Raw genomic sequence first — 12,346 nt, forward strand, 5'->3', positions numbered from 1 at the left:
TGGAAGGCGAAGGCCGCGAGCCCCGCCGAGTGGCGGATCGAGAGCCGAGAGCGGCGGGCAGGACGATGAGACCTGGCGCGCAGTGATGACGACAGGACGCTAGGTCGAATCAACTTGAGCCGTTCCGCGGCATCCTCATAGGTGTGAAGAACCCCGAATTCGAATCTAAGCACAAGCGAGGCAAGGGGGGCGCTTTGCTCCGAAGCCGAGCAGCGGGCGACCAGCCGTCCCCGACTGCCCCAGCGTCGATCTGTCGTGCGGGGGCGTATCACATCCTGCCTATACATACGGTGGAGAGTGATGTCTATACCTTCCAAATTGGCGCCGACGGGCCTGAAGGATCGCTTCCCGAAGGCTGCACTTGGGAAGCCGATGCCCGCCTGTTGAAGTTCGAGACGTGTGGTGGTTCGAGACCGATCTGAACCTGCACGTCAAGGTGGACAGTGAACATTCATGCACAGTCGAACTGGTCGGCAGCGGGAACGGGAACGCCGAACGCTGGGGCCGCGGCGAGGGAAGCGCCCGCCGCGGCGGAGACGGACGCGGAGACGCTATCCGCCATGGGGCAGGCGCAGGGCTGGCATATCGGAATGGAACAGGCGACGGCGATGCCTTGCGCGACGGATCAGGCAGCGGGGACGCCGAACGGCGGAGTTCAGGCAGGGGCGATGCCATGCACTATGCGACCGGCGGCGGGAACGCCGACCGTGCAGGCGAAGGCCGCGGAAACGCCTTCCACTCTGGGGCGGGCGACGGGACCGCCTGGCGGCGCGGAGACGGCCTGGGCGGCGCCTACAACGGAAGCGTGCGCGGATAGCGCACCTCGTTCGGGAGTCCATGATCTGCACTGCACGGCTCCGCCCCAGCGAGCGGCGCCATGAGCCCTTCCTCGATCAGGGCTTCTGTGCATTGGGCGGTCAGCGCCCTCAGCGCAGTCCCCTCGGGTTCCTTGAACCGCCAACGCAGGTCGAGCGGACCAGCTAGCGGGAGTCCTGTGCTGATAGCTGGTGTTCGAGGTATTGGGGGATCGGGAGCGTTCCAGCCCGCTTTCACGTCGGCGAGGGCAGGTTCTGGAAGTTGCCCGACCCGCCATCCGAACTGGGATAGCCAGACGGCTCCGCGCAAGTCGGTCTGCACGACGGCAACGTAGGGGGCGGATGCCGCCCAAAGGGGGAGAACTGCGTCGCGGTCCGTCGCCATCTCGGGGGCGGTGTGGGCTAGCAGGACCTCAGCGAACCTGGTGGCCGCATCGACCCGCAGCACCAAGCCGATCCTGCGGTCGGCATGGCAGCAGGATCGGGGAGCGATGATCCTCAGGTCGCCTTCGGCGACCAAACTCAAGGACCAATGCCAGAGCGCTTCTGGCGTATGGGGACTGTCCCTTCTCGCCAGCGCCGATCTCACCGCCTCGGGCACTTCGGAGACATCGGGATTGCAGGGCTTCATCATCTTGATGAAGGAACGCTGGCAGGCGATGTGTCAACGCGATCTCAGAGGACCGCCCAGGAAGCCTTCAGCGCTTGTAGCGGTGGGGGGACGTGTGGCCTGCTCCCATGACGCACCGCTTGCCTGTCCTAGTGCTTCTATGCCCGCATTGCGCTTTCCTAAACTGTCCGATCTGAGTTGGCGACAGGGCGTCGTCGCCTATATCCGCCTGACCTGTCTTCTTGCGCCTGATCCTGTTGGCAGTGGAAATGATGCCTCTAGCTGCTCGAACCGTCTTTCGGCATTCATCTGAGCGCTTGTTGAGCCCTTGAAGCATTCTTTCCATCTGCGGCGTTTGGTGTGCCGCGGGCAACGCGGCGATGGACTTCTCGGCGCAATCCACGATGGTTGCTGCTAACTCTTCGGCCCTGCTCAGTGTGTCGCCGTGTTCGACGCGCAAATAGGCGGCCAGCGTGGACAAAGAATCCTTGGCGTGGGACCTGTAAACGGTGAAGTCCCTTCCGAAGCGCATGGCAAGCTCATACGAGCCGATCCTTTTCCGCGCGCCTGGCAGAACCGACCCGGGATCGTAGATCGGTGCCAACCTGACACCGCCTGGCTCAATCAGGAAGCTGTAGTTCCTGGCGTGGGCATCCCTGTTCACGATCAGCCAGTAGTACAGCAGCGTGTCGCGAAACGACTCGATGTCCTCACTGGGCATGGCAGAGCTTCTCCTAATCAAGTCCCCTATCTGAGCTATCCCAGGGCCGCCCTGCGCTTCGTACTTGAGGTGCGGATGTATCCCCATCGCCTGGCAGGCGTCCTCTTGATGCACGCGCTCCCAGCCATCTCCGCCTCGCCGCCTGTCGTGCCTCCTAATCACGCAGACCTTCACGCCGCCGTAGGTCTCCAGCGTTGAATCCGCCGCATTCAACCCAAGCCGCCTGGCTATGTCCAGGCAGACGTGTTCGACTGCCGCCATCTCCGGCTGCGTCGTAGGCGACGGCTTGAGAATGTGGGTGGTCGGCGTGCTGCCTGACGGGCGCGCCCACGTTCCGTCGTCAAGCAGGTGGAGTGCGGTCTTGGCCTGATAGCCGCCCAGGCTGAAATATGCCTCCTCGGCGTCGGGCAGCCAGTAGGACAAATCGGCGGCCATGCTCCGCACCTCTTTTGCCACGTCAGAATCGCTCAGCCCCTTCAACGCTCCACCTCGCCCGAGCACCTCTGTCTCAGCACCCTCAGGCACAAATTGGACCGCGCCAGCGCAGTCTCGCCCGACTCGGGTGCTGAGCAATCCCAGGGGAGTGGGAGGCGAAACGCCCTCATTGGCATACCACCGTTCCAACACGCGCGGGTTGTCAGGCAGCAATCCGCCAATCCACGAAGCGGTGGCCTCTGGACTGTGGTCCTGTACGTTCATGGGCAGCGAGAGCGAGAGCGGAACCGCGTCGCGGTTGGGACGATAGGCACCGTCATATCGGAGCGAACCGCCTCCCTTCCCGTCAGGGGCGATCCTCGCTGCAACTTCGCCGTGCATGAACACGGCGACTGGCTCCTGCTGCACTAATCAGTCCGCCCAGGGGTCGCGCTCGAATACGAACTTCACGCCCAGCGCCCTGACCACCATCATCAGGTTGCCTATCTCGCCTCCCACATGGCCTTTCTCCGCATTGCCGACCCAGCGCCTCGACACGCCAGCCTTGTCGGCGAGCTCGGCCTGGGTGAGACCGGCATCCAAGCGGAGCCTGCGGAGCTCGTCGGCGAGCCCTCCTACTGTGTTGAATGGTAGGAAGAACTCGGACACTGAAAACCCCCGAAATCGATTTGCGATGGTATTGTAGCACCATTGATCTGCCACAATATTGTAACACAGTTGACCTGCTACGGTACTGACGCACAATTGGTCGTCGAGACGATTGATCGCACCACCAGACAAGCGTGCTCCTGCGGCTCAGCCGTCTGATGATGCCTCTTAACGCAACCTGTGAAGCAGGAGTGCCCAAAGCCCACCCAGCGCACCGGACTGGTAAGCCAATGGAAACCGGAAGCGATATCGTGAACCTTGTAGTGGCATTGAGCACCGCAATCCCAGCACTCGTGGCTAGTGCCGTCGGCCTGGCGAAGATCAAGAGCATCGAGCAGAGAATTTCGATGCAAGTGAAAACGTCTCATGAGTCCCACGCCCAAGCAGGCGATACCCATGTGGACGGTCGCACCTATGTCAACGTTCCACCAACAACACCCCCAGTGTCCCCAAGCGACGGAGAAACCGATGAGTGAACCCACAGCCGGAACAATTGGCTACGAACTGGAATACACCAACGGCGAATATGAACTGCTCAAAGCCAACAAGGTCTTCGTGAATGAGCACGAATACGAAATTGAATTGACCTTCGCGAACGTTGAGCACAAGCCCAATCCTCCGCACACCGGTCGCATTGTCAGGCGTATCAGCATCCCAAACGGCGCTGCTGAGGAAACCATGCAGCAACTCGTGAGCCTATTCGCCCGCAAACAACGCGCAGCGTCCGCGTAATCCTCGGTCATCTACCGTGTTGGGTAAATAGGTATGTAATCCCCCTCGGAAAACTACTGAGCGGCTACCGTCGCTTGCGCTTTCGGGGGCGGGGGGGGATGGCGGTGGCGGCTTGCGCAGGCCGGCGGGTGGCCCCGGAAGCAGGGGGCGCCGCCTGCGGCGGGGTCGGCCCTACGGCCACGTCCTCCACCTGGTGGACCGTGGTGCCCCGAGACTGGGCCCGGGCCGCCAAGCGCTCTCGCAGCTCGGTGTATTCGGGCTCGCGCTCTTTGAGCCAGGTGACCGCCGGGGCGGCCACGAACAGCGACGAGTAGGTGCCCACCAACAGGCCTATCAGCAGGGCCACCGCGAACTCGGCCAGGGTTACCGCGCCCAGCACCAGCGTGCCGATCACCAGCATCGACAGCACCGGCATCACCGAGGTGACGGTGGTGTTCACCGAGCGCATGAGCACGGTGTTGAGCGCCGAGGTCATGATGCGGGTGTAGGTGGCCCGCCCGACCAATGCGGAGCGCCGCTGGAAATCGCGGGCCTTGTCGAACACCACCAGGGTGTCGTACAGGGAGTAGCCCATGATGGTGAGGAAGGCGATGACGGTGGCCGGGGTCACCTCGAACTGGAACAGGGAGTAGATGCCCACGGTGATCACGATGTCGTGGGCCACCGCCACGAGGGCGGCTAGGGCCATTCGCCACTCCAGGGTCAGCGTGATGTAGATGGCCACCACGATGAAGAACACGATCAGGGCCCGGATGGCCTTGTCGGTGATCTCGCCGCCCCACGACGCGCTGATGGAGTTGAAGCTGATGTCGTCGAGGCTCTGGCCGGTGAGATTGGCCAGGGCCGCTGACACCTGGGCCACGCTGGAGGCGTCGGTGGCCTCCAACTCGGCCCTCACCCGCAGCACGTCGCCGCCGACGAACTGGATCTTGGCATCGGCTTGGCCCACGCTCCGCAGGGCGTCGCGCACATCGGCGGTGGAGACGTCGGGCGCCGAGGCCTCCCACACCGTTCCCCCCTCGAACTCGATGCCCAAATTGACGCCTCGCACCAAAAGGGCCACGACGCTTATGAGGACCAAGGCGGCCGACACCTTCAGGGTGGTCTTCCAGAGCTCGGGGAAGTCGACCCTGGTCTGGTTGCGCCGCAGGCGCTGCCAGCGGCTCATGATCCGCCTCCCGCTGCGGTCGCGGCCTCGTCGGCGGTGGGCAGGCCGAGGCGGTGGGGATGGGCCATCAGGCCCTTGGAGCGGGCCATCAAAAGGGCGCAGGGCCGTAGGAAGTAGTAGGTGGCCACCAAGTCGAGCACCGAGGCCAAGCCCAGCATGAGGGCGAAACCCCGAACCGAGCCGGCCGAGAGCCAGTACAAGATGACCGCGGCGATGAGCGAGGCGAAGTTGGCCCGGAAGATGGTCCGAAACGCCGCCGGGAACGACTGCTCCAGGGAAGAGCGCAGCATCCGACCGGTGGCCACATCCTCTTTGAGGTGCTCGAAATACACCACATTGGAGTCGAGCGACACGCCGATTGACACGATGAGACCGGTGACCCCGGCCAAAGTCAGCGCCAGATCCTGGGTTTCGCCCAGCCAGGCCACGATCACCCACAAAAGGGTGGCCGATACTCCCAGGCTCAGCATGGCGGCCACGCCCAAGAGCCGGTACATGGCGACCATGAACAAGAACACCAACGCCAGCCCGACAATGCCGGCGATAACCCCGGCCCGCAGGGAGTCGCCCCCGATGGTGGCCGACACCGCCCGGCTGGTGCTGTCGCTCTGGGGATCGGTGGGGTCTTGGAATTCGATGGGCAGCGCGCCGTAGCTCAGCACCAGGGCCAGATCGTCGGCCTCTTGCTCGGTGAAGTTGCCGGTGATTTCCACTTGGCCGCCGAAGTTCCCGGTCTGCACCGTGGGCGCCGACTCCACGTTGCCGTCAACGACGATGGCCAGCTGACCGAGCCCCCGGGCGCCAGTCGGGCAGTAAGCAGTCCCCGAGAAGCATTCTCCGGCCATCTCGTCGAACTTGTCAGCGCCCTCGTCGCCCCCTTTGAAGGTGGCGTTCACCACGAACTGAGCCCGGAACGAGCTGTCGGCGCCCGACAGTCCGGCCCCGGTCAGCGTGGACGGCCCGAGCAGATAGCGCCTGAGGACATCGCCGTTGTCATCCCTCTCGGGCAGCACCACGAAGCGCTCGAGCAGGTCGCCGGCTGACGCGGTGGTCTCCAAGCCGGCGTAGTCGATATCCGTTGGGCACGGCGCCAGCCCCCGCTCGTCCAACGCAGGATCGGGCAGTACCGGTGGCGGTTGCGGCCCGGCGTCGGATTCGGCATCAGAAATGAGAATCGGCTGGGCCAGGAGCTCGGCGCACACCGGGCGGAAGCGCAGTTCGGCGGTTTGGCCAACGATGTCGATGGCCCGCTGCTGGTCGCTGATGCCGGGAAGCTGGACCACCACCCGATTGCCCTGGCGGGTCACGTCGGGCTCGGCCACCCCCAGGCCGTCGATGCGGTCGCGGATGATGTTGACCGCGGTGTCCAAGTCTCCCTCGGTTATGGCCACCGGGCGGTCGGGGTCGTCCACCGGCACCAGCACCACCTCAACCCCGCCTTTGAGGTCGAGTCCGAGCAGGGGTCGGTTGCCCACGGCCAGCGAGGCCGCCAACAGCCCCGCGGCCGCCGCCACGATGAGGGCAAGGGAAACCAGCGATCGGCGGCTCATTGGCGCTGGATCTGGGGGCTAGGCGTCAGCTTCGTCGCCATCGACGTCGACGTCGGAATACACGATCTTGTTGGCGATGGTCTCGCGGCTGATCTTGATCTCGACGCCGTCGGATATCTCGATGAACACGGTGCCGCCGTCGAAGTCGGTGATCATCCCGTACAGCCCCGATGCGGTGATCACCTCGTCGCCCACATCCAGGGCATCGAGCAGCGCGCGGTGCTCGCGCGCCTTGCGCTGCTGGGGGCGCACCATGAAGAAGTACATGGCGACGAACATCAAGAGCAGAAGCGGGAGGATCTCCAAGGCCCTGAATCCTAACGGAAGACCGAGCCCGCAGACGACTCGCGGGCCGGGCTGTCAATGGCTTGGCCGCTCATCCGCCGCGGCGGGCCGGGCTGCTATTGGCCGGGCTGCTTTTTCTCGGCGGGGCGGGTCCATGCCTCGGCCACCCTGTCGCGCAGCCGGTTGAGGGTGCCTTCAACGATGGCATCTCGGACTGAGTCCATTAGTGCGAGCAGCCAGGCCACGTTGTGAAGGGTGAGCAGTCGGGCCGCCGATGGCTCGTCCACGTTGAACAGATGGCGCAGGTAGGCCCGGGAATAGCGGGCGGCCGGGCTGGCCGGAAAAGCGGGGTCGACGGGACGGTCGTCGGCGGCGAACGACGAGTTGCCGATGTTGAGGCGGCCCTCCCAGGTGAGGGCGGTGCCGTGGCGGGCCAGACGGGTGGGAAGCACGCAGTCGAACATGTCCACTCCCAGCGCCACGCACTCCACCAGCCCGACCGGATCGCCCAGGCCCATGAAGTAGCGGGGCTGGTCTTCGGGCAGGCGGGGGACGGTAGCGGCCAGAGCGGCCAGCATCTGGTCTTGGCGCTCACCCACCGACAGCCCGCCCACCGCGTAGCCGTCGAAGCCCAGCTCGATGGTCCGCGCCGCGCTCTCGGCCCGCAGGACGGGGTCGGTGCCGCCTTGGACAATGCCGAATTGGCTGGCCCCGGTGTGGTGTCCGCTCTGCTCCGTGAAGCGGCGGCGGGCCCGGGCGGCCCAAGCTGCGGTGCGGTCGACCGCTAGGCGCTGAACGGGCGCGGGGGCCTCAGACGGAGGGCACACATCGAAGGCCATCTGGATATCGGCGCCGAGTTGGAGCTGAACATCCACCACCCGCTCGGCGGTGAAAAGATGGGTCGAGCCGTCGTAGGCCGATCGGAAAACGGCGCCGTCGTCGTCGACTTCGGGGTCGAGGGAGAACACCTGGTATCCCCCGGAGTCGGTGAGCACATGGCCCGACCACCCGGTGAAGCCGTGAACGCCGCCCAAGCGCTGCACCACCTCCGGGCCGGGCCTCATCATCAGGTGGTAGGTGTTGGCCAGCACCACCGGGGGGTTGAGCGCTTCGAGGTCGGCGGTGTCGAGGGTGCGGACCGCGGCCCGAGTGCCCACCGGCATGAAGCACGGAGTGGCGAACGAGCCCCTTTGGGTGGTGATGCGGCCCTTGCGGGCCTGCCCGTCGCGGGCCAGCGCTTCAAATCGCAGGGTCATGGCCCTGGATTTCTGGTGCAGAACATGGCATCCCCCAGAGAAAGGAAACGGTAGCCCTCGGCCAGGGCGGTGGTGTAGGTGTCTCGCCAGCGGGGCCCGACGAACGCGGCCAACAGGGCCAGGAGGCTGGACCGGGGCAGGTGGAAATTGGTGAGCAGGGCATCGACCGCCGCGAACTGGTGTCCCGGCTTGATGAACAGACTGGTCGACCCACGAGCCGATCCGGTGATCGCGGCCGACTCCAGCGCCCTCACCACGGTGGTGCCCACCGCCACCACTCGCTCAGCTCCTGCGCATGCGGCCAGAGTGGCCTCGGGAATGCGGTACCACTCGGAGTGCATGACGTGGTCGTCGAGCTCGTCGGCCGCAACCGGGGTGAACGTGGCGGCACCCACGGCCAGCTCCAGCATGCAGACTCTGGCACCCGTCGCCCGGCAGCGGTGGAGCACCTCCTCTGTGAGGTGAAGCCCTGCGGTGGGCGCGGCGGCCGAGACCGGCCGGTCGGCATAGACCGTCTGGTAGCGCTCGGTGTCGGCCAGATCCTCGGTCACATAGGGGGGCAGAGGCACCTCGCCGGCTTGGCCCATTAGAGCGCTGGGATCGCCGGTGGGCCTCACCCAGCGCCGTCCGTCGCCGCCGATCCGCTCCCCCACCTCCATGACTGGCTGGCCGTCGAACCACAGCTCAGTGCCCGGCGGCACTCGTCGGCCGGGTCGCACCAGGGCGCTCCACCACCCGTGTGCGCCCGATTCCAGCAACAAGACCTCGACTCGGCCCCCCGTTGCCTTGTGAAGCCGAAGCCGGGCAGCCATGACCCGGCTGTTGTTCACCACCAGCACGTCGCCGGGGCCGAGAAGACGGGGAAGGTCGCAGGTCAAGCGATGCTCAGGCGGAACAGCCGGTCCCCGGTCTACCAGCAGCCGAGAGCTGTCCCGGGGTTCAGCGGGCCGCTGGGCGATGGCGGCTTCGGGCAGCTCATAATCGAACTCCGCGGTCCGCATGCCCTGTTTCTACCTTAAGCGCCTCCCGGCGCCTAGATCATTGCGGCTCGACCGGGGGCAGGATAACGATGATGGGGCCGACGGTTCCAAACGCAACCATCAGACACCCCTGCCCCGATGCCAGCCGCGGTCGCCGGATGGGTCCGCGTGGCAGCCCGCCCTGCCCGGTAGTTTGGGGCTGATGCTGGTGATGGGAATCGATCCCGGACTGTCCCGGTGCGGCTACGGCGTCGTCCGACAGAAGGGCCGCGTCACCGAGGCGGTGGCCGCCGGGGTAATCCGCACCGACAAGGACGACCCCGTCCCCCAGCGGCTGTATGAGCTCCAGGTCGAGCTGGCCGATCTGATGGACGCCCATCGCCCAGATGCGGTGGCCATCGAGCAAGTGCTGTTCCAGGTGAATGTGCGCACCGCCATGGGGGTGGGTCAAGCCAGTGGGGTGGCCATGGCCGCGGCGGTCGGGGCGGGTGCTGAGGTGTCCGAGTACTCCCCCACCCAGATCAAGAAGGCTGTGGCGGGCTGGGGCGCCGCCGGCAAAGAGCAGATGGGACAGATGGTGCAGACCCTTCTGGGCCTGCCCCGACCCCTGAAGCCGGTGGACGCCGCCGACGCGGTTGCGGTTGCCCTGTGCCATCTGGCCCATCGTCCTGCCCGAACCCGGATCCAGGCGGCGCGGTGATCGGGCTGCTGCGGGGCACGCTGGCTCTGCGGGATCACGACGAGGTGATCGTGGAAGCCGCAGGCGTCGGCTATCGGGTGACCGTTGCGCCGGAGACTTCGGCCTCCTTGGGAGAGTTGGGTCAAGAAGTGCTGCTGCACACCCACCATCACATTCGGGAAGACGCCCAGACCCTCTACGGGTTCGACACTCCCGACAAGCGCCGGGTATTCGAGGGGCTCATCTCGGCTCACGGCGTGGGGCCGTCGATGGGCATGGCCATCATGTCGGTATTCGGGCCTGCGGAGCTGGCCGGGATTCTGGCCACCGACGACATCAACGCCTTGTGCCTGGTGCCCGGAGTGGGCAAGAAGACCGCGGCCCGGCTCTTGGTGGAGCTCAAATCCCGGCTCGACATCGGCGACGTGACCTCTGCGCTGGCATCAGACCGGCCGGAGGGCGAGCAGCCTTCCGATGCCCGCAACGTGGTCCGCCAAGCGTTGGCCGAACTGGGCTACAGCGCCGAGGAGATCCGCGCCGCCATCGCCGCCCTCCCCCCCGGGGACAACTCTTCTGCCCTGCTCAAAGAGGCCCTCCGCCACCTGGCATCAGGGGTGTGAGCCGGCCATGACCAAGAGGGAGGAGCTCCTGGCGGGGGTCACGCTGCCGGAAGATGCTGCGGCCGAGCCGGGGCTGCGGCCTGCCCGGCTGGACGAGTTCGTGGGCCAGTCGGAGCTGAAGGAGCATCTTCACATCATCCTAGGCGCGGCCCGAGCCCGATCGCAGCCGGCCGACCATCTGCTGTTCGCCGGACCCCCGGGCTTGGGCAAGACCACACTGGCCCACATTGTCGCCAAGGAGATGGACGCCGGGCTCCACATCACATCGGGTCCGGCGCTGGAGCGGGCGGGCGATTTGGCCGCCATCTTGTCCAAGCTGGAGGACGGCGATGTGCTGTTCATCGATGAGATCCATCGACTGCCCCGCATCGTCGAAGAGGTGATGTACCCGGCCATGGAGGACTTCAACGTCGACATCGTGCTGGGCAAGGGGCCGGCGGCTCAATCGGTTCGCCTCGATTTGGCCAGATTTACCCTGGTGGGCGCCACCACCCGCACCGGGCTCATCACCGGACCGCTGCGAGACCGATTCGGGCTGGTGTCGCGGCTCGACTACTACAACACTTCGGATTTGGAGGCCATCGTGGCCCGGGCGGCGACCATCCTCGACATCCGGGTCGACCAGGCCGGAGCGGCCGAGATCGCCCTCCGGGCCCGGGGCACTCCCCGTATCGCCAACCGGCTGCTGCGCCGAGTGCGGGATTACGCCGAGGTCCGAGCCGATGGTGTCATCGACCATGCCGTCGCGGCCGCCGGGCTGAAAGTGTTCGGCGTGGACCCCGCCGGCCTCGACAAGATCGACCGGGCCATCCTGTCGGCCCTGTGCGAGCGGTTCAGCGGAGGGCCGGTCGGGCTGTCCACCCTGGCCATCAGCGTCAGCGAGCCGGCCGAGACGGTGGAGGACGTGTACGAGCCCTTCCTCATCCAGCAGGGCCTGCTGATGCGCACCCCCCGAGGCCGAGTGGCCACCACCACGGCGTGGCAACACCTGGGCTTGGCCGCGCCCGCCAGCGCCGCGGACCAATCCAACCTGTTCGACTGATCTGCCTGAACGAAGAACTGTGCAGAGCACCGGTGAGCGGAGGCAGCCTCAGATGGCCACCGCTTGGAGGATGTCGTCGGGTATGTCGAAGTTGGCGTACACGTCTTGGACGTCGTCGTGGTCGTCGAGGGCGTCTATGAGGCGGAGGACGGCACGGGCGGCGTCGGTGCTTTCGACGCCTACTACCGAGGTGGGCAGCATGGTGGAGGAGGCCGACACGAAGGAGATGCCGGTATCGGTCAGGGCGTCGCGCATCGTCGAGAGGTCCGATGGGTCACAGGTGAGGCGCCAGGTGTCGCCCTCGTCGGCCAAGTCCTCGCCGCCGGCGTCGAGGGCGGCCATCATCAGCTCGTCCTCGTCCACCGAGCGGTCCAAGACCACCACCCCTTTGCGCTCGAACTGCCAGGCCACCGCGCCGGGCTCGGCCAGCGATCCCCCGTTGCGGGTGAACAGCGTCCGCACCTCCGAGCTGGTGCGGTTGCGGTTGTCGGTGAGCGCCTCCACGTAGAGGGCCACTCCGCCGGGGGCGTAACCCTCATAGGACACCGACTGGTAGGAGACCCCTTCCAGCTCGCCGGTGCCCCGCTTGATGGCTCGCTCGATGGTGTCCAATGGCACCGAGTTGTCCCTGGCCTTCTGGAACATGGTGCGAAGCGTGGGGTTGGCGTCGAGATCGCCGCCCCCCTCGCGTGCGGCCACTTCCACCTGGCGGATGAGCTTGGCGAACAGCTTGCCCCGCCGCTTGTCGGCTGCGCCCTTGCGATGCTTGATGGTGGCCCACTTGGAGTGTCCTGACATGGGTGCT

At 66.0% G+C, this 12,346-nt stretch carries 14 protein-coding genes and 1 pseudogene; 5 read left to right on the forward strand and 10 right to left on the reverse strand.

The window, feature by feature from the left end; translation table 11 throughout:
- Positions 1–397: 397 nt before the first annotated feature.
- Positions 398–817 carry a hypothetical protein gene (locus tag ACOGXA_RS03555; RefSeq protein WP_419925907.1) on the forward strand — a complete coding sequence of 140 codons (420 nt, stop codon included), beginning with the start codon at positions 398–400 and terminating at the stop codon, positions 815–817.
- Here the strand turns inward: ACOGXA_RS03555 and ACOGXA_RS03560 are convergent.
- From ACOGXA_RS03560 to ACOGXA_RS03575, 4 genes and pseudogenes are all read right to left on the reverse strand, one after another.
- The gene (locus ACOGXA_RS03560; protein WP_419925908.1) at positions 793–1,341 is read right to left on the reverse strand and encodes a hypothetical protein; all 549 of its coding nucleotides are present in this window, start codon (positions 1,339–1,341) and stop codon (positions 793–795) included. The genes ACOGXA_RS03555 and ACOGXA_RS03560 overlap by 25 nt on opposite strands.
- A gap of 172 nt (positions 1,342–1,513) precedes the next feature.
- On the reverse strand, positions 1,514–2,581 hold the full coding sequence (locus ACOGXA_RS03565) for a HipA domain-containing protein (protein ID WP_419927038.1): 1,068 nt from the start codon (positions 2,579–2,581) through the stop codon (positions 1,514–1,516).
- Between the two features lie 99 nt (positions 2,582–2,680).
- Positions 2,681–2,962, reverse strand: a pseudogene (locus tag ACOGXA_RS03570) (HipA N-terminal domain-containing protein); the annotation flags it as partial.
- Between the two features lie 30 nt (positions 2,963–2,992).
- Positions 2,993–3,229: a helix-turn-helix transcriptional regulator gene (locus ACOGXA_RS03575; protein ID WP_419925909.1), complete on the reverse strand. Its 237-nt coding sequence runs from the start codon at positions 3,227–3,229 to the stop codon at positions 2,993–2,995.
- 468 nt (positions 3,230–3,697) lie between these two features.
- Between ACOGXA_RS03575 and ACOGXA_RS03580 the strand changes: the two genes are divergently transcribed.
- Positions 3,698–3,961: a hypothetical protein gene (locus tag ACOGXA_RS03580; RefSeq protein ID WP_419925910.1), complete on the forward strand. Its 264-nt coding sequence runs from the start codon at positions 3,698–3,700 to the stop codon at positions 3,959–3,961.
- Between the two features lie 64 nt (positions 3,962–4,025).
- Here ACOGXA_RS03580 and secF read toward each other — a convergent pair whose 3' ends face one another.
- The 5 genes from secF to queA all read right to left on the reverse strand — a co-directional run bounded on the left by secF (position 4,026) and on the right by queA (position 9,221).
- Positions 4,026–5,129, reverse strand: a complete 1,104-nt coding sequence (gene secF, locus ACOGXA_RS03585) for a protein translocase subunit SecF (protein WP_419925911.1) — start codon at positions 5,127–5,129, stop codon at positions 4,026–4,028.
- The gene (gene secD / locus ACOGXA_RS03590; RefSeq protein ID WP_419925912.1) at positions 5,126–6,679 is read right to left on the reverse strand and encodes a protein translocase subunit SecD; all 1,554 of its coding nucleotides are present in this window, start codon (positions 6,677–6,679) and stop codon (positions 5,126–5,128) included. Before secD ends, secF begins: the two co-directional genes overlap by 4 nt.
- 18 nt (positions 6,680–6,697) lie before the next feature.
- Positions 6,698–6,985 carry a preprotein translocase subunit YajC gene (yajC, locus tag ACOGXA_RS03595; protein ID WP_419925913.1) on the reverse strand — a complete coding sequence of 96 codons (288 nt, stop codon included), beginning with the start codon at positions 6,983–6,985 and terminating at the stop codon, positions 6,698–6,700.
- Positions 6,986–7,080: 95 nt separating this feature from the next.
- Positions 7,081–8,220 carry a tRNA guanosine(34) transglycosylase Tgt gene (tgt, locus tag ACOGXA_RS03600; protein WP_419925914.1) on the reverse strand — a complete coding sequence of 380 codons (1,140 nt, stop codon included), beginning with the start codon at positions 8,218–8,220 and terminating at the stop codon, positions 7,081–7,083.
- The gene (gene queA / locus ACOGXA_RS03605; protein ID WP_419925915.1) at positions 8,217–9,221 is read right to left on the reverse strand and encodes a tRNA preQ1(34) S-adenosylmethionine ribosyltransferase-isomerase QueA; all 1,005 of its coding nucleotides are present in this window, start codon (positions 9,219–9,221) and stop codon (positions 8,217–8,219) included. Before queA ends, tgt begins: the two co-directional genes overlap by 4 nt.
- Positions 9,222–9,402: 181 nt before the next feature.
- Between queA and ruvC the strand changes: the two genes are divergently transcribed.
- The 3 genes from ruvC to ruvB are packed head-to-tail and all read left to right on the forward strand — an operon-like array spanning position 9,403 to position 11,541.
- A complete protein-coding gene (gene ruvC, locus ACOGXA_RS03610; protein ID WP_419925916.1) occupies positions 9,403–9,900 on the forward strand; it encodes a crossover junction endodeoxyribonuclease RuvC in 498 nt (165 codons plus the stop codon).
- Positions 9,897–10,499 carry a Holliday junction branch migration protein RuvA gene (gene ruvA / locus ACOGXA_RS03615; protein WP_419925917.1) on the forward strand — a complete coding sequence of 201 codons (603 nt, stop codon included), beginning with the start codon at positions 9,897–9,899 and terminating at the stop codon, positions 10,497–10,499. Before ruvC ends, ruvA begins: the two co-directional genes overlap by 4 nt.
- Before the next feature lie 7 nt (positions 10,500–10,506).
- Entirely contained in the window at positions 10,507–11,541 is a 1,035-nt protein-coding gene (gene ruvB, locus ACOGXA_RS03620; RefSeq protein ID WP_419925918.1) for a Holliday junction branch migration DNA helicase RuvB, read from the forward strand.
- Positions 11,542–11,589: 48 nt separating this feature from the next.
- Here ruvB and ACOGXA_RS03625 read toward each other — a convergent pair whose 3' ends face one another.
- Positions 11,590–12,339: a YebC/PmpR family DNA-binding transcriptional regulator gene (locus tag ACOGXA_RS03625; protein ID WP_419925919.1), complete on the reverse strand. Its 750-nt coding sequence runs from the start codon at positions 12,337–12,339 to the stop codon at positions 11,590–11,592.
- Between the last annotated feature and the right edge of the window lie 7 nt (positions 12,340–12,346).

The organism is Candidatus Poriferisocius sp. (assembly GCF_965208475.1).
Taxonomy (GTDB): Bacteria; Actinomycetota; Acidimicrobiia; order Acidimicrobiales; family Bin134; genus Poriferisocius.

What these genes read in the sequence shown, in the direction of transcription:
- ACOGXA_RS03580 (WP_419925910.1), top strand. Translation starts at nt 3,698, where the DNA reads ATGAGTGAACCCACAGCCGGAACAATTGGCTACGAACTGGAATACACC.
- secD (WP_419925912.1), bottom strand. Translation starts at nt 6,679, where the DNA reads ATGAGCCGCCGATCGCTGGTTTCCCTTGCCCTCATCGTGGCGGCGGCC.
- tgt (WP_419925914.1), bottom strand. Translation starts at nt 8,220, where the DNA reads ATGACCCTGCGATTTGAAGCGCTGGCCCGCGACGGGCAGGCCCGCAAG.
- ruvC (WP_419925916.1), top strand. Translation starts at nt 9,403, where the DNA reads ATGCTGGTGATGGGAATCGATCCCGGACTGTCCCGGTGCGGCTACGGC.
- ACOGXA_RS03565 (WP_419927038.1), bottom strand. Translation starts at nt 2,581, where the DNA reads ATGGCCGCCGATTTGTCCTACTGGCTGCCCGACGCCGAGGAGGCATAT.
- queA (WP_419925915.1), bottom strand. Translation starts at nt 9,221, where the DNA reads ATGCGGACCGCGGAGTTCGATTATGAGCTGCCCGAAGCCGCCATCGCC.
- ACOGXA_RS03625 (WP_419925919.1), bottom strand. Translation starts at nt 12,339, where the DNA reads ATGTCAGGACACTCCAAGTGGGCCACCATCAAGCATCGCAAGGGCGCA.
- ruvB (WP_419925918.1), top strand. Translation starts at nt 10,507, where the DNA reads ATGACCAAGAGGGAGGAGCTCCTGGCGGGGGTCACGCTGCCGGAAGAT.
- secF (WP_419925911.1), bottom strand. Translation starts at nt 5,129, where the DNA reads ATGAGCCGCTGGCAGCGCCTGCGGCGCAACCAGACCAGGGTCGACTTC.